The sequence below is a fragment of the Rugamonas sp. FW305-51 genome, assembly GCF_058786935.1.
Window position 1 is genome coordinate 15,158 of sequence record NZ_JBYSZG010000014.1, and the last position, 15,344, is coordinate 30,501.

At 68.2% G+C, this 15,344-nt stretch carries 15 protein-coding genes; 6 read left to right on the forward strand and 9 right to left on the reverse strand.

The features are described from left to right. Positions 1–4: 4 nt before the first annotated feature. The 3 genes from AC3WOS_RS11910 to AC3WOS_RS11920 all read right to left on the reverse strand — a co-directional run bounded on the left by AC3WOS_RS11910 (position 5) and on the right by AC3WOS_RS11920 (position 3,026). Entirely contained in the window at positions 5–1,081 is a 1,077-nt protein-coding gene (locus AC3WOS_RS11910; protein WP_492716166.1) for a GGDEF domain-containing protein, read from the reverse strand. A gap of 398 nt (positions 1,082–1,479) precedes the next feature. Next, positions 1,480–2,403 (reverse strand): pyridoxamine 5'-phosphate oxidase family protein, encoded by a 924-nt coding sequence (locus AC3WOS_RS11915; RefSeq protein ID WP_492716167.1) that lies wholly within the window; start codon positions 2,401–2,403, stop codon positions 1,480–1,482. After that, on the reverse strand, positions 2,400–3,026 hold the full coding sequence (locus AC3WOS_RS11920; protein ID WP_492716168.1) for a glutathione S-transferase family protein: 627 nt from the start codon (positions 3,024–3,026) through the stop codon (positions 2,400–2,402). Before AC3WOS_RS11920 ends, AC3WOS_RS11915 begins: the two co-directional genes overlap by 4 nt. A gap of 106 nt (positions 3,027–3,132) precedes the next feature. Between AC3WOS_RS11920 and AC3WOS_RS11925 the strand changes: the two genes are divergently transcribed. Next, positions 3,133–4,215: a LysR family transcriptional regulator gene (locus tag AC3WOS_RS11925; RefSeq protein ID WP_492716169.1), complete on the forward strand. Its 1,083-nt coding sequence runs from the start codon at positions 3,133–3,135 to the stop codon at positions 4,213–4,215. Here the strand turns inward: AC3WOS_RS11925 and AC3WOS_RS11930 are convergent. The 3 genes from AC3WOS_RS11930 to AC3WOS_RS11940 all read right to left on the reverse strand — a co-directional run bounded on the left by AC3WOS_RS11930 (position 4,124) and on the right by AC3WOS_RS11940 (position 7,618). Continuing rightward, the gene (locus tag AC3WOS_RS11930) at positions 4,124–6,424 is read right to left on the reverse strand and encodes an ATP-binding protein (protein WP_492716170.1); all 2,301 of its coding nucleotides are present in this window, start codon (positions 6,422–6,424) and stop codon (positions 4,124–4,126) included. The genes AC3WOS_RS11925 and AC3WOS_RS11930 overlap by 92 nt on opposite strands. Beyond that, positions 6,421–6,795, reverse strand: a complete 375-nt coding sequence (locus AC3WOS_RS11935; protein ID WP_492716171.1) for an Hpt domain-containing protein — start codon at positions 6,793–6,795, stop codon at positions 6,421–6,423. Before AC3WOS_RS11935 ends, AC3WOS_RS11930 begins: the two co-directional genes overlap by 4 nt. Positions 6,796–6,985: 190 nt before the next feature. Then, the gene (locus tag AC3WOS_RS11940; RefSeq protein ID WP_492716172.1) at positions 6,986–7,618 is read right to left on the reverse strand and encodes a response regulator; all 633 of its coding nucleotides are present in this window, start codon (positions 7,616–7,618) and stop codon (positions 6,986–6,988) included. 410 nt (positions 7,619–8,028) lie between these two features. On the opposite strand from AC3WOS_RS11940, the gene AC3WOS_RS11945 reads away from it, so the two are divergent. Then, positions 8,029–8,274, forward strand: coding sequence for a helix-turn-helix domain-containing protein (locus AC3WOS_RS11945; RefSeq protein WP_492716173.1), 246 nt, complete (start codon positions 8,029–8,031; stop codon positions 8,272–8,274). 114 nt (positions 8,275–8,388) lie between these two features. Next, positions 8,389–9,558, forward strand: a complete 1,170-nt coding sequence (locus AC3WOS_RS11950) for a GGDEF domain-containing protein (protein ID WP_492716174.1) — start codon at positions 8,389–8,391, stop codon at positions 9,556–9,558. A gap of 21 nt (positions 9,559–9,579) precedes the next feature. On the opposite strand, the gene AC3WOS_RS11955 is transcribed toward AC3WOS_RS11950, so the two are convergent. From AC3WOS_RS11955 to AC3WOS_RS11965, 3 genes are all read right to left on the reverse strand, one after another. Beyond that, positions 9,580–10,845, reverse strand: a complete 1,266-nt coding sequence (locus AC3WOS_RS11955; RefSeq protein WP_492716175.1) for a voltage-gated chloride channel family protein — start codon at positions 10,843–10,845, stop codon at positions 9,580–9,582. 195 nt (positions 10,846–11,040) lie between these two features. Further along, entirely contained in the window at positions 11,041–11,289 is a 249-nt protein-coding gene (locus AC3WOS_RS11960; protein WP_492716176.1) for a hypothetical protein, read from the reverse strand. A 127-nt stretch (positions 11,290–11,416) separates the two neighbouring features. Further along, positions 11,417–12,856: a M20/M25/M40 family metallo-hydrolase gene (locus AC3WOS_RS11965; RefSeq protein WP_492716177.1), complete on the reverse strand. Its 1,440-nt coding sequence runs from the start codon at positions 12,854–12,856 to the stop codon at positions 11,417–11,419. Positions 12,857–13,046: 190 nt separating this feature from the next. On the opposite strand from AC3WOS_RS11965, the gene AC3WOS_RS11970 reads away from it, so the two are divergent. From AC3WOS_RS11970 to AC3WOS_RS11980, 3 genes are all read left to right on the forward strand, one after another. Beyond that, complete coding sequence (locus tag AC3WOS_RS11970; protein WP_492716178.1) at positions 13,047–13,622, forward strand: GNAT family N-acetyltransferase; 576 nt, start codon at positions 13,047–13,049, stop codon at positions 13,620–13,622. A gap of 104 nt (positions 13,623–13,726) precedes the next feature. Next, complete coding sequence (locus AC3WOS_RS11975) at positions 13,727–14,173, forward strand: glycine zipper domain-containing protein (RefSeq protein WP_492716179.1); 447 nt, start codon at positions 13,727–13,729, stop codon at positions 14,171–14,173. A gap of 121 nt (positions 14,174–14,294) precedes the next feature. Next, positions 14,295–15,335 carry a serine/threonine-protein kinase gene (locus tag AC3WOS_RS11980; protein ID WP_492716180.1) on the forward strand — a complete coding sequence of 347 codons (1,041 nt, stop codon included), beginning with the start codon at positions 14,295–14,297 and terminating at the stop codon, positions 15,333–15,335. Positions 15,336–15,344: the final 9 nt, after the last annotated feature.

Genomic DNA, 15,344 nt, shown 5'->3' on the forward strand with positions numbered 1-15,344 from the left:
GGCGTCAGAACAGGTCGATGGTGCCGGACTGGATTTCTTCCAGCCGGCCCTGGCGGATCAGCTCATCGTAGAAATGGACCCGGTTGCGGCCATCGGCCTTGGCCTCGTACAAGGCCCGGTCGGCGCGGTTGATGATGGTCTGCGGCAGCACGTGCGGATCGGCCATGCTGAAGCCGCCGCTGATGGAGAGCCGCCCCACCTGGGGGAAGATGAAAAGGGCCACGGCCTGGCGCGCGCGCTCGAAGATCTGGGTCGCCGTCTCCAGGTCGTTGGCGGCCACGATGGCAATGAATTCCTCGCCGCCGTAGCGGTACAGCAGGTCGGAGCGGCGGAACGCGCCTTCCAGCAGGCGCGCCGTCAGCAGCAGGATCTCATCGCCGATGATGTGGCCGTGGGTATCGTTGACCTTCTTGAAGTGATCGATGTCGAGCACCCCCAGCCAGTAGGTCTGGGCCCGGCCGCCGCGCCGGTTGGCGTGGCCGCTGTCGGCGCCGGGCTTGAGGCGCTGGGCCAGCAAGTCCCAAAGCCGGTTCAGGTTGATCTCGAGCGAATAGCGGTTCAGCAGGCCGGTGAGGCGGTCGCGCTGGCTGGCGTCGAGCAGCGCATAGTAATTGGAGAACACTTCCAGCACGCCGTGGATGACGGCATGTTCGGTGGGCGTGACTTCATGGCCGCGCTCGAACACGAAGTAGCCGCACAGGTGGTCGGCGCCGTGCAGCGGGTAGCCGATCAGGTAGCCATCCGGTTGCGGACGGGTGCAGCTGCGGTCCAGCAGGCGCAAGGTGTCGAGCAAGGTGGCGACGGCCGGGTCGAGCGCAATGGCGCTGCTCAGTTCCTCGATCTGGTCGCTGGTGCGGTGCAGCTCCCCGCCCACGATGGCCGTATCGCGCGTGTGGTGCAGCACGCGCGTGACGACGCCCTGGTCGTCGACCCGGTACAGCGAGGTGCGCTGCACGCCCAGCAAGGGCCCCAGCGTGCGCAACAGGCTTTGCTCGACCAGGTGCATGTCGCGGCAGGCGGTCATTTCCCCCAGCTGTTTGAGCACGCTGGGTGCGGGGCGTTCCGGTTTCAGGCTAAGCATAGTGTCGTTCCAGGTGCGCGCGTTTTCCATGCCGGGCAGGCGGAAAACACAGGGATAGGGATGACCATCCGGCGGGCGCGGCGCGCCAGGGCGGGAGGGACGGAGCAAGCGCATGGGAGCCGGCGTCGGAGTCAGGGCAAGGGCGGCGGGCGCCATTGCGACACGGCGCGGCACGCAGGGCCGCGCTGGAAACCAGCAAAAGGGAAATGGTGTGAGGCTGCGGGGATGGGGCGGCCGACGTCCTGTCCTGTCGAGGCTGCGGCCGGACTGCGGCACGGCGGCGGCGTGGTCCACAAGCGTCAACGGGGTGATTCAGATGCTAGCAAGGATTGAGCGGCGCCACAAGCGATAATTCGTGCACTGTGGAAACGAACAACAGGCCGGCCGGGGCTGGGGCCCTAATCCACCGCCGCGCGCAACCGCCAGCGCAGCGGCACGGCGGCCCGCTGCAGGGTGCCCCGTTCGACCCGCAGCCGCCACAGGCGCTCGGCGCCGGGCAGGCCGGCCGCTGCCGCCGCGCTCCACTCCACCTCGGCCCGGCCCTGCAAATGCAGCACGTCGCCGCTGGCGTAATCGATCAACAGCAGCGCCGTGCGGTCGTCCACCAGCATATTGCCCAGCGTGTTGTAGTAGCGGTTGCCGGCGAAGTCGGGCACGGTCAGCGTGTCGCCGTCGATCAGTACAAAACCCGGTTCGCCGCCCCGGTGCGAGATGTCGGCGCCGTACTGGCCGCCCGTGGTGGCGACGAACAAGGTATCGGCGGCGGCCACCATGCGGCGCGCGTCGTCCGTCAGTCCGCTGAAGGAGACGGCGGCCGGCGCCGCCTCCCCTGCCGCCTCCCCTGCCGCCGCACCTACCGCACCCTTCGCACCTGCCACACCGGCCGCCACACCGGCCACCTCCCGCGGCGCCGGTTCGACGTCGCGCAGCCGGATGTATTTCGGGCAGTTGCCGAACGATTCGTTCACGGCGATGGTGAAGCCGTGCGCGTCCACCGTCGCGATGGTGCCGTTGGCACGGTTGCGGCGGCGGGTGCCGAAGTCCAGGCCCAGCAGGCCAATGCGGCTGCCGGCCGGCGCGTCGATGGCCGCCGCCACCCGCAGCGTGGCCGGATCGGGGCTGTGCACGAAGCCGGGCGCGCCGCTCAGCACCCGGGCCCGGGGCCAGCCGTCTGTCGCCACCGTGGCCACCAGCACGAACGGCAGCATGGCAAAGAATTCACGGTGTTGGTCTGGCATGTAATCGCGGATGGCGCCGCCGCTGCTGCCCTTGCCGGCCAGTTGCTGGGCGTGCAGCTCGCCCGGGTGGAACGGCCCGTTCATGTGCGCACCGGCGGCGTGCTGACGGGCATGGGCACGAAGCCCGGCAATGCCTCCACCCGCTGCAGCCAGGCGCGCACGGCGGGATAGGCATCGAGCGCGATGCCGCCTTCGGGCGCATGGGCCACGTAGCTGTAGCAGGCCAGGTCGGCCAGCGTGGGCCGGCCCGCGGCCAGGAAGCTGCGCGTGGCTAGGTGCTGTTCCATCATCGCCAGCAGGCGGGCCGCGATGGCTTGGGCGCGCGCCAGGTCGCCGTCCATGTTCCACAGCGTGACGATGCGCGCCGTGGCCGGGCCGTAACGCAGCTCGCCGGCGGCGATCGAGAGCCAGCGGGTGATCTCGGCCGCTTCCACCGGGTCGTCCGACAGCCAGCCGCCATCGGGTGCGTAGCGGCGCGCCAGGTAGGTCAGGATGGCGTTGCTGTCGGCCAGCGCCAGGTCGCCATCCTGCAGCACGGGGATCTGGCCCAGCGGGTTCATGGCGCGGAAGGCGGCGCTGTTGCGCACCTCGGCCGGCGCATCGACCAGTTCGTAGGGCAGGCCCAGCATGTGCAGCAGCAGTTCCACGCGGTGGACGTGGCCGGACAGGCGGGTGCCGTGCAGGGTCAGGTGGGTGGCTGGCGTCATGGGATGCTCCTTGTTCGTTGATGGGATGCGACCATGGTAGCCATTGCCCAAATCGATGTAAATAATGCTATATTGAAAATTACTTTTTCAGTTACTGGAATAATCAATGGACCGCCTGGACGAACTGGCCATCTTTGTCGCCATCCTCGAATGCGCCAGCCTGAGTGGCGCGGCGCGCCGGCTGCGCCGTTCGGCGCCGGCCGTCACCCGGGCGCTGGCCGCGCTCGAGGAGCGCCTGGGCGCGCGCCTGATCGAACGCACCACGCGCCGCCTGGCGCCCACCGAAGCCGGGCTGCAGCTGGCCGACATGGCGCGCCGCGTGCTGGCCGACTACGAGCAGGCCGTGCGCGAAGATCCGCACGCCCCGCTGCGCGGCAAGCTGCGCATGACGGCGCCCCAGGTGTTCGGCCGGCGCCACGTGACGGCGCTGGTGATGCGCTTCCTGGACGAGCATCCGTCCATGCAGGTGGAGCTGATGTTCAACGACCGCAACCTGGACCTGATCGAGGAAGGGCTGGACCTGGCCGTGCGTATCGGCCCGCTGGCCGACGCCGGCCTGGTGGCGCGCCGGGTGGGCGAGGTGCGCCGCATGTTGGTGGCCAGCCCGGCATACCTGGCGCGGCGCGGCACGCCCGATACCCCGCAGGCGCTGGAGCGGCATGACGTGGTGTTTACGGCGCTCCGCTCGCCGCTGGAGGAATGGCGTTTCCGCCACGGCGGGCGCGATATCGCCGTGCGGCTGGCCCCGCGCCTGGCGCTGAACGACACCGAGGCGACGCTGGTGGCAGTGCGGGCCGGCTTCGGGCTGGGACGGGCGCTGTCCTACCAGGTGGCGGACGACCTGGCGGCCGGCACGCTGGTGCGGCTGCTGCCCGAGTACGAACCCGAACCGCTGCCGGTGCACCTGGTGGTATCGAGCGCGCGCTACATGGCGCCCAAGCTGCGCGCCCTGCTCGACTTCCTGGCCGGGCAGCTCAGCCAGTTGGCCCCGCTGCGGCCTTTGGCGCCCGCGCCCGTGCCGCTGCTGCGCCCGCCCCGGCAGGCGCAGGCGACCCAGGCAAACAAGGCGGCCAAGACAACCAAGGCAAGCGAGGCCACTAAGGCGATGAAGACGGCGCGGGCGACGAAGGCCGGGGCGCCAGGCGGTGCCCCCAGCGCAGCACCATCTCGGAAAACTCGGCGGCCGTGAACGGCTTGGCCAGATAATCGTCCATGCCGGCGGCCAGGCAGCGCTGGCGGTCGCCTTCAATGGCGCTGGCCGTCAGCGCGATCACGGGCACGCGCGGCGCACCGGCCGCCGTTTCTCTCTGGCGCAACCGGCGGCATGCTTCGTAACCATCCAGCACGGGCATCATGCAGTCCATCAGCACCAGATCGTAGCTGGCCGACGCCAGCGCGTCGAGCGCCAGCTGGCCGTTGACGGCTTCGTCCACCTCGCAGCCGAGCCGGGTGAGCAGGATGCGGGCCAGCTGGCGGTTCATTTCTGTGTCTTCGGCCACCAGCCCCCGTAGCGGCGCCAGCTCTGGCGCAGATTGCGGCGCCGGGGTGCTCGCGTATGAAGAGGCGGCATCGGCGGCGGCTGTCGCCGTCTTGCCGCCGGCCTCCGTGACCGGCGCGACCAGCCGGCAAGGCAGCTCGACCCGGAAGAGGGAGCCGGCCCCCGGCGCGCTGCTGCAATCGATGTGGCCCTCCATCAGCTGCACCAGGCGCCGGCAGATGGCCAGCCCCAGTCCCGTGCCGCCGTATTGGCGGCTGATGGTGCTGTCGGCCTGGCTGAACGGTTCGAACAGGCGCCGCTGCACATCGGCGTCCATGCCGATGCCGCTGTCCTGCACCGTGTAGCACAAGCGCCAGGCCCCGCCCCGGCCGCCCTCGGGCCCGGCCTCCAGCGTGACGGTGACCCGGCCGGCCGGCGTGAACTTGATGGCGTTGCTGATCAGGTTACCGAGCACCTGGCGCAGATGGGTTGCGTCGCCGTAGACCTGGCGCGGACAGGGGCCGACCCGCACCTCGAGCTGCAAGCCCTTCTTCTCGGCGCTGGCGCGGTGCAGGGCCGCCACCTGGCGCACGTGTGCGGCCGGGTCGAACATGTCCAGCACCAGTTCCATGCGCCCCGATTCGATCTTGGAAAAATCGAGCACCTCGTTAATGATCTCCATCAGTTCCAGCACCCCGCTGTGCACATTGCGGGCGTAGCCGCGCTGGATCTCGTCGAGCGGGGTGGAGAGCATCAGTTCCGACATGCCGACGATGCCGTTCATCGGGGTGCGGATTTCGTGGCTCATCATGGCCAGGAAACGGGTCTTCGCTTCGCTGGCCGCATCGGCCATGCGCATCAGGGCGCGCGCCTGCTCGGCGTCCTGTTCGCGCCGCTTGAGCAGCTGGCCCATCATCCAGAACGCCGCCGACAGCGCCACCAGGCTGCCCAGGGCGATACCGCCCAGCAGGCGCAGGTTGCGCCAGTAGCCGGCCAACAGCAATTCCTCGGTGATGGTGGCGTTGATCACGAGCGGGAAGTTACGCACCAGCCGCACCGCCCCCATGCGGTACACGGGCCGCCCGCCGGCCGATTCGCGCGGGCTGGTGCTGAGCAGCACGGCGTGCTCCAGGCCCCGGGCCAATACCTGGCTGGTGGTGCCGGCCGTGATGCGCTTGCCCATCACCTCCTCTACTTGCGGCCAGCGCGCCAGCAGCGTCTGGTCGCGCCGGTACAGCGAGATGGCCGCGTGTTCGCCCAGGCTCACGTTGCGGAAGAAGGCGCTGAAGAATTCGCACGACACCCCCACCAGCACCACGCCGGCAAAGCGGCCATGCGCGTCGTCCAGACGCCGGCTGACGTAGAAAGTCCATTTGCCGTTACCCTTGTTGCGCACCGGCTGGCTGAGGAAGGGGGCGCTGTCGGTATGGGTGCGGTGATAGACGAAGTAGTCGCGGTCGGCCAGATTGATGGGCGGGGCCGGATAGCTGCGGGTGAAATTGAGTACCGTGCCGTCCGCGTCGGCCACGGTGGCCACGTCCACCTGGGGCAGGCCGCTGATCTTGTCGCGCATGGACTGGAACAGCTGCTCGTTGCGGACCGCGGCGGCCAGCGGTGCGGGGCTGCGCTGCTGGATCGCCTGCACCACCTCGGTCAGGCCGTCCAGCACCAGATAGGTCGAGGCCATGGTCTGCGACACATTCTCGGCCAGCACCAGCGACAGGCTGGCCATGTCGCCGCGCCAGTCCTCCAGGGCGCGCTGGCGCAGCAGCCAGGCCGCGCCCAGCGTCGCCAGGCACAGCAGCAAGATCACGGCGCCGCCGATCAGGCTGGACGCGCGGCGCGCACTGAGGCCGGCCCAGCGCAGCGGATGGCGCGCGCCGCCGTCCGGCGGTGCCGGCACCGGGCCGGGCGCCGTCATGCGCCCGCTCCTGCCTGGCCGGAATAGTGGGCGATGCTGTCGCTCACCTCGTCGATCACCAGTCCGAACTGCCGTTCCAGCTCCGGCCACAGGGCCGCGCTGTCGCCGCCGGTGCCGGCCAGCAGCTCGATCCGCTGCAGCAGCGCGCACAGATCCTGCGCGCCCACCAGCATGGCGCTGCCTTTGAGGGCGTGGCTCTCGTGCGCCAGCGCGCGCAGGTCGCCGGCCGCGCGCGCGGCGCGCATGCGCGCCAGGGCCGGCGACGCGATGGCCAGGTAGACCTGGGACAGGGAGCGGAACGAGTCCGCGTCGCCGGCCACTGAGCGCATCAGCACGGCCGGGTCGATGTGGTGGTAAGGGGCTGCGCTCATGCCGCCTCCGCCACCAGCGCGCAGCCCGATTCGGACACGCTCAGGGCCACGCTCAATTTCTTGACCGATAATCGCCACATTGCGCTCTCCCTGCCGCCGCCGTCGCGGGCCGGAATGGCCGCGCGCAGGGCTTGCTGTCAGATGGTGCTCCGGATTTCTTTAACTGTCAAATTCAGTGAATTTGATCATTTCACTTCCACTGCCGGGCGCGCTGGGCGCAGCAGGCCCGCAAATAGCCGCGCAGCTCGTCATAATTGACGGGCTTGGCGAAGAACACGACCCCGGGCGGCACCCCGCCGCGCGCTTCCAGTTGCTGCTCCGTCAGCCCGGACAGGATGGCGATCTGCATCGACGCCAGCTTGGGATCGTCCAGGATGGTCTTGACCACTTCGTAGCCGTCTATGCCGTCCATCATGATATCGGCCAGCAGCACGTCGGGCTGGCCGCGCGCGATCTGCAGCAAGGCCTGGTAGCCATTCTCGCAGAAGGCCAGCTGCACCGGCAGCCCCCAGCCGCCGATCTGGCGCTCGTACAGGGCGCGCTGGATGGGATTGTCCTCGATGACCATGATCGACACGGGGCCGCCGGCGGCTGGCGCGGGAGCCGGCCCGGCCGCAGCACGCGACGCGCCGGCCGACAACGGCGCCGTCTTGTAAGCCAACACGGCATGGCGGGGGATGCGGCGGTGGCCACCCTTGGTCTTCCACGCTTCGATCACGCCCGCTTCCACCAACTGTTGCACCGACGACACGGAAATACCCAGGATCTCGGCCGCCTGCTGGGTGGTACACACTTCGTCCGGCACGGCTTCCTTCATTTTCATGGCTGGGGCTTTCTTGTTCTCATTAAATTCAAAATTAATTCTCTCAATTCCAACAATTTTAAGACAAAATCATTATAATTGTTTCAGCCGCGGAAGACGGACAACATTTTTTCTTCACGCCGCTGAGGGCATTATGCCGCCAAAACGGTTCCCGGCATAGCAAGGGGACGGCGGGGACGGCAGTGCAAATTTGCGAATTGTATGGAATATCGCGTTTTGCTGACGTGGAAAACGAATTCCAACAGCGGAGCGAGGTCACCATGAACCGGCAACACGACAGGAATAGACGACGGCAGCCGCACTGGGCAGCAACGCCGCACCACCCGGTCCACACCAAACCGAACCGATTGCGTACGCGCCATCGGCCAGCAACACCACGCGTCCCCACCCCAGCCTGAAAGGAAAGCCGCATGACTATCGCGCCCCCTCGCCCCCATCAGCCACGCAACCCGCACCTCCTGCTCGACACCGTGATCGCCCGCCACGAGCTGAAGAACGATGCCGCCCTGGGCCGGGCACTGCAAGTGTCGGCACCGCGCCTGAGCAAGATCCGGCATGGTAAGCTGACCGTCAACGCCGACCTCGTACTGCGCATCCACGAGACGTTCATGATCCCGATCGCCGAACTGAAAAGCCTGAGCATGGAATGCCTCTGAACGCTTGGCGCCGGCGGGTGGGCGCCCGCCGGCACCGCCCAACCGCTTGACCCAGATCAAACACGACTGACTATTAACTTGCTATTCTGAATCTACTGATACGGAAAGCGCGCAATGAACGTCACGCCGCGGCCACCGGCCGCCCACCACGCCGCTCATGCGGATCCAACCGGAAGTCCGCTGCGTCAATCGGTCCTGCAAAAGCTGGGCCTGCACCGCCTGCGTACCCTGCCGCCGCCGGCCGAACGGGCCATGCACGCCCAGCACGATGCGGAGCTGGAACAGCTGCTGCCTGTGCTCGGCCCCCTGTTCGGACTGGGCATGGTGTTGTTTGCCGTGTGGGATATGCTGCTCGACGCCCGCCTGGCCGAATACACGCTGGTACTGCGCGCGCTGGCGGTGCTGATCGGCAGCGCCGCCTACCTGCCCAACGCGCTGCGCTGGAGCGTGCAACGGCGCTGCACCCTCATCTACGTAAGCCACGTCAGTGTCCTCATCCTGTGTGAATTCCTGCTGCCGCAAGGCATGGTGTACGGGCTGGCGGGCGTGGCCGCCTGCAACTTTGCGGCCGCCCTGTCCACGCTGCGCCTGGCCGTGTTCGCCCGCATGCTGGCCGCGCCTTCCGTGCTGTATGTGGTGCTGAGCGCGTGGCGCCTGCCGTGGCTGGAATTTGTCAGCGGCTTGATGCAGTACCTGTTCGCCGTCGCGCTGGCCGTCGTCGTGCTGCTGGTGATGCGGGTATTCCAGCAAAAATCCTTCCTGCTGGAGCAGGAATTGCTGCACCTGTCGCAGCACGACAGCCTGACGGGCGCCTGCAACCGGCGCTACCTGGAGGAAGTGGCCGAGCGCGAGCTGGCGCTGGCCCAGCGCCACGACCGCAAGCTGGCCGTGGCCATGCTCGACATCGACCACTTCAAACTGGTCAACGACGAGTATGGCCATGAAACGGGCGACCGGGTGCTGCAGGCGCTGGTGCGCAGCTGCACCGCCGAATTGCGCGAGATCGACCATTTCGGCCGGCTGGGCGGCGAGGAATTCGTCTGCGTGCTGCCGGAAACGGACCGCGGCGACGCACTGCGCTGCGCCGAACGGTTGCGCCACAGCCTGTCCCTGCTGGCTGTGCCCACGCCCGGCGGACCGCTGCACTTCACCGTCAGCGTGGGGGTGGCCATTTACGGACCTGGCCATGCCGACTGGCCGGCCCTGCTGCATGACGCCGACCTGGCCTTGTACCGCGCCAAGCATGAAGGCCGCAACCGGGTGGCGCTGGCCGGCGCCGGCTGAACAACGCCCCGGCCGGCGCGGTCAGTCGGCCGCCGGCGGCCGGCGGTGCGCCGCCACCGTCACCGAGCCGTGCTTGACCTGCCCCACCTTTTGCGCGTGATAGATGCCCGTGTGGCCCGAGAACAGGTAGCTCACCACGCAGGCCAGGGCCGCGAACGGGCCGATCTCCGGTCCGAACAACTCGATGGCCATGATGGTCGAGGCGATGGGGGTATTGGCCGCGCCCGCGAACACGGCCACGAAACCTATCCCGGCCAGCAGCGAAAACGGCAAGTGCAGCAGCGGCGCCAGCGCGTTGCCCAGCGTGGCGCCGATGTAGAACAGCGGCGTCACCTCCCCGCCCTTGAAGCCGGAGGCCAGCGAACCAACCGTGAAGACGAACTTGCCGGCGAAATCGGCCGGCGCCAGCGGGTGCTGGAACGCCTCCACGATGACGGGGATGCCCAGGCCGATGTAGCGGGTGCCGACCAGCCACACGGCCACGGCCACCACGGTGCCGCCCAGCAGGGGCCGCAGCGGCGCGTACGCCACGTGGCGCTTCATGAAGGCGGCGCCGGCGTGGGTGGCGGTAGCGAACAGCATGCCGATCAGGCCGAACAGCATGCCGGCCGCGATCACGGCCGCTACGCTCCAGACGGTCAGCTGGGCCACGCCGTGCAGCGGATAGTGGGTGTGGTGTACGCCCCACGCCATGCCCACCTGGTCGGCCGCGATGGCCGCCACCATGCAGGGGAAGATGGCGTCGTAGCGCATGCGGCCGATGGCCAGCACTTCCAGTCCGAACACGGCGCCGGCCAGCGGCGTGCCGAACACGGAGGCGAAACCGGCACTGATGCCGGCCATCAGCAGGATGCGGCGCTCGTCATGGCGCAGCCGGAACACGTGGGTAAGCTGGTCGGCCAGGGCGCCGCCCATCTGCACGGCCGTCCCCTCGCGCCCGACGGAGGCGCCAAACAGGTGCGAGATGACGGTGCCGCCCAGCACCAGCGGCGCCAGCCGCAGCGGCACCACTTTTTTCGGGTCGTGGATTTCGTCGATCAGCAGGTTGTTGCCGGCCTCCACGCTGCGGCCCAGCTTGAGGTAGACCCAGCCGACGGCGAAGCCGGCCAGCGGCAGCAGCCAGATCACCCAGGCGTGGCTGTCGCGCCAGGCCGTGGCCCAGTCGAGCGAAAACAGGAAGAAGGCCGAGGCGGTGCCGCTGAGCGCCGCCACCAGGCCGGCGATGGCCAGCCACTTGCCGATGTAGGGCAGCAGCGCGATTTGTTCAGGATAGCTAAATGGTTTCATTGCGCCAGGCGTCGGCAAGTGTCAGGTGTGTGCGGCCTGGACAACGATGCGGCCTGTACAGGGAGACGGTGGCGCAGATGCTAACAAAAAAGGTCGCGGCCAGCAACAACGACGCCGCCGGGCGCCCGTGGCGCCGGCGCGGCCGGACACGCTTCTGGCCAGACGCCTTAAGCCGGAAGCCTTTGTCCAGAAACCTCAGGCCAGGCGCACCAGGGGATTGGCGATCAGGTTGTCGATCTGGCGGATCGCCTCGTCGCAGGCGGCGGCGATGGCGTCGTCCTCCGTCTCGCGCAGGAACTGCATGGTGGCGCCTTCGAACGTTTCCACGCCGTCCACGCCGGCGCGGGCGATGTCGCAGCTGGCCGTCCACCGCCTGTCGCTGGTGGGCAACGCCACCGGCATGATTTCCCAACCCTTGTAGTGGATTTTCGACTGCTGGTCCATGGCACTCTCCTTTCCCGTTCGTTTGCCATGCCTGCCTTGGCTGGCCGGCGTCCGCGGCGGACGCCAGCCTACAGACTAGCACGAAGCAATCGCGCCGGGCAGCACGTCTGCGCAAACCGGGCCGCGCTTACTGCTTGAGCGTGCGGCCGATGGGCTGCTCCATATTGGCCAGGAACCAGGACAGGGCCGACATCACAGCCACATGGCGCTGCAGGTCGGCCGGGTTGACCTTGTCGAGCGTATCGGCCGGCGTGTGGTGGTAGTGGAAATAGCTGTGGGTATCGACATGCGGCTCGAACACGGGCATGCCCGCCTCCTCCAGCGGCGACAGGTCGGCCGCGCCGAGCACGTCGCGCCGGGTGAAGGCGCCGGCGCCGATAGGCTCGAGCGCTGCCATCAGCGGCTCGAACAGCGGTGCGGCCTTGGGCGCCACGCTGGACAACAGCCCGAACGGCCGGCCGGAACCGGAATCGCTTTCGATGCCGGCCACCTGGCGCTCGAGGTGCTCCTTGTTGGCGGCGAAGTAGGCCTTGCCGCCGCGGGTGCCGTTCTCCTCGTTCATCCAGGCGATCACGCGGATGGTGCGGCGCGGCTGCAGGTTGAGCTTCTTGAGCGTGGCCAGCACGCCCATGGCGCCGGCCACCCCGGCGCCGTCGTCGTTGGCGCCGGTGGCCAGGTCCCAGGAATCGAGGTGGCCGGACACGATCACCACCTCGTCGGCCTTGTCGCTGCCGGGCAGGTCGGCTATGACGTTGTAGCTGTCGGCGTCGGGCAGGGTCTGCGGGGTCAGGGTCAGGTGCATCTGCAGCGGGCCGCGGGCCGACAGGCGGGTCATCAGCAGCGCGTCTTCCGTGGTGACGGCGGCGGCCGGGATGCGGGCCTTGGCGTCGAGCAGCGTGGCGCCCGTGTGCTGGATGCGGTAGTCGGCGCCGCCCACGGCGCGCACCAGGGCCGCCACCGCGCCCAGTTCAGCGGCCTTGCGCGGACCGTTGACGCGGTAGTTGGCGCCATGGCCGTAGGCCGGGCCGGCCAGGCCGCGGTCGGCCATCTGCTGGTCGAACGGCACGTCGAACAGCACGATGCGGCCCTTGGCCTCGGCCGCGCGGGTTTGCAGCTCCTCGAAGCCGTGCACCACCAGCACCGGCGCCGTCAGGCCGGCGGCCGGGGTGGCGCCCGAGCCGCCCAGGGCCGTCAGCACCACGCGCTGGGTGATGCCGGCGGGACGGCCGGCGTAGTCCACCAGTTCGCCCGACTCGGCGCCGCGCACCCAGTGCGGCACCTTGACGGGCTGCAGCGTGACCTTGGCGCCCAGCTTGCGCATCGCTTCCGCCACCTGCTCCACGGCGGCCGCCGCGCCGGGCGAACCGGACAGGCGCGGTCCCACCAGGTCGGTCAGGTCGGCCAGGCGCTCGTAGGCCCAGTTGTCCTGCATGGCGCTGTCGCGGATCTTGCCCAGCGTGGCGCTGTCGTTGGCCGGCGCGGCCAGCGCGGCGCCGCCCAGCAGGCAGCCGGCCAGCAGGGTCAGTACGGGCTTGTGGCCCAGGGCTTGTTCAAAAACGGTATGCATGCGTATCCAGTCTCGTGGGTGGGTGTTTGGTTTTTATCAACAGTTCCCTGGCGGATGGCGAGGGAATGAAACGATAGCCTATTTGACTATTTTCCGCAGCAAATGTTACGTTTTACGCATCCCGGTTGCTGTTGATTCGGCGGCAAGCTTGCCTTACCATGGGAGTCTGTGCCTTGCCACGAAAGCGTCTATGCTCCAAGGGAAACTGTGTACCGTGCGCCATCTGCTCACGGCCGACCTGAACACCTTCATCGCGCTGGTCAACGACCTGCCGTCGCGGGGCGACTATTTTTCCAGCCATTTCAAGTCGCCCGAAACGATGCGCAAGGAGTTCATGCAGAACGGCTTTGCCTCCGAGGACAGTGAACTGTTCGTCATCGAAGACCAGCTGCACCACATCGTCGGCGTCATCACCCATTTCAAGGCGCGCACGGCCACCAACCGCGAAATCGGTTACCGCCTGTTCGACCAGACGCTGGCCGGACGCGGTTATGTGACCGAAGCCTGCAGGCTGCTGATCGACTACCTGTTCAATGTGAGCCAGTACCACCGGCTCGAACTGCTGACGGCGCCCGAGAACACGGCCTCGGTGCGGGTGGCCGAGAAGTGCGGCTTCACGGCCGAAGGCACGCTGCGCCAATGCTTCTTCATCAACGGCGCCTACCGCGACGTGACCGTGTACAGTCTGTTGCGGCCGGAGTGGGAGCGCCGGCGCGCCAGTCTGGCCGGGGTACCGTCAAATGTTACACGGCTGCCCGGAATGTAAGAATGTGTATAAGCCGTGGCGATTTTTTTGGCGGACGATATAGTGAAGCTCATACAACGGCTGAACCGGTCATTCCGACCAGTGCCGATGCGAGGGGAAACGCCATGTTGAACAAGAAAATCCTGGGTGCGGTGATGCTGGCCGCAGTTGCCGTATCGTCGGGCGCAATGGCCGGGGACAGAGACTTCAACACGGCGGCCGGCGCCGTGATCGGCGCGGCCATCGGCAGCAACAGCGGCGGGCGTGACGGCGCCATCGTCGGCGGCCTGGTGGGCGCGGCCGTGGGCAACAGCATCAGCACGAACGACCGCGGCTACCGGCGCGGCTATGTCGAAACCCGGGTCTACACCCAGCCGGCGCCCGTGTACTACCAGCAGGCGCCCGTGTACTACGCCCCGCCGCCGCGCTACTATGAGCCGCCGCGCGTGGTCTATGTGGAACCGGCACGGCCCTACTACCGCGAATACCGTGAACACCATGGCCGCGGCTACTACGAACGCGAATACCACGAACATCACCGGGGATACGAGCGGGGTTACTACGACCGCTGACCGTTACGCGCCGCGCACCCCAGCGGCCATGGCCTGACGCTCCCGGCGTCAGGCTTTTTTTTCGTCTTTTTCGTCTCCCTCCGCTACACCGGCATGACGGCACCGGGCCGGCGGGGGAATCATGACGGACACTATCATCACCTTGGAACTGGGCCATTACCGGCTGCGCGAACAGATCGCCGGTTCGGCCTATGGCGTCATCTGGCGCGCCAGCGGGCCGCGCGCCACGCGCGACGTGGCGGTCAAGCTGATCAACCAGGAGCAGATGGCGCGCGCCCTGCCGGAACAGCGCGCCCGCTGGACCGACAGCGCCCGCAACGAGATCGCCTTCCTGCAGTCGCTGGAGCCTTGGGACGAACGCCACATCGTGCGCCTGCTCGACAGCGGCTGGCACGACGGCCTGCCCGTGTTGGCGCTCGAATTGATGGGCACGGACCTGGGCCGGCACACGGCGGCCCTGAAGGCACGGGGCGAATCGATACCGTTGCCCCAGCTGCTGGACTGGATCGCGCAGATCAACCAGGCACTGGCCAAGGTCCACCAGTACGGCTGGCGCTACCTGGACCTGAAGCCGGCCAACGTACTGCTGGACCCGCACCTGTCCACCGTCAAGCTGGCCGATTTCGGCACCAACCGCCTGCTCGATAGTGTCCACACCCATTCGTATGCGGGCACCGCCAACTGGCAGGCGCCGGAACAGTTCTTCCCTGCCGACGGCGGCGGCTATGCCACCGATGCCCGCAGCGACTATTTTTCGCTCGGTGCCATGTTCTACTTCCTGGCCACCGGCGGCCAGCCGCTGCGCTTCTGCAGCGATTGCGGCCACGCTTACCGCTGCCACCACACGGCCGGCGCCGGGGTGCTGCGGCAAGCGCATGGCGGCGCCATCCCGCCCATCCTGGATGAGGACGAGGCCCAGCAATTCGGCGACGCCATCGCGCGCGCGCAGCCGCAGGCGCGGGCGCCGGCCCTGCAGCTGCTGCGCACCCTGCTGGCCGCCGACCCGGCGCAGCGGCCCCTTCACGCGGTGCAGATCAGCCGGCTGCTGGCCGCTATCCGTCACACCCTGCCCCACGCCGGCATGCCGGCCCTGCATGAACTGGCGCATGACCTGGCCCGTCCCACAGCGGCCAACGGCTGGCGCAGCATCCAGAGCGCATGATGGGGACCG